At 69.5% G+C, this 282-nt stretch carries 1 protein-coding gene; it reads left to right on the top strand.

What is annotated here, in order from left to right; all coding sequences use genetic code 11:
* Positions 1 to 282 (top strand): zinc-binding dehydrogenase (locus ACOQFP_RS10305; protein ID WP_421584260.1); only part of this gene is annotated, 282 nt, incomplete at both ends.

The raw sequence follows: 282 nt of genomic DNA, 5'->3' as shown, positions 1-282 counted from the left end.
ACGAGGGCCAGTGCACGAAGGTCGATCCGCAGTCCGATCCAGCGGTGGTCGGGCTGCTCGGATGCGGAGTGATGGCCGGGTTGGGTGCGGCGATGAACACCGGCAACATCTCGCGGGGCGACTCGGTGGCAGTGATCGGGTTCGGCGGAGTCGGTGACGCGGCGATCGCCGGTGCCCGGCTGGCCGGGGCGTCGACGATCATCGCGGTCGATCGCGACAAGGGCAAGCTCGACTGGGCGGTCGATCTCGGTGCCACCCATACCGTCGATGCCTCGGCGGTCG

The organism is Rhodococcus sp. MALMAid1271 (genome assembly GCF_049195265.1).
Classification (GTDB): Bacteria; Actinomycetota; Actinomycetes; order Mycobacteriales; family Mycobacteriaceae; genus Rhodococcoides.
This window is presented reverse-complemented; position numbering and strand designations above follow the sequence as displayed.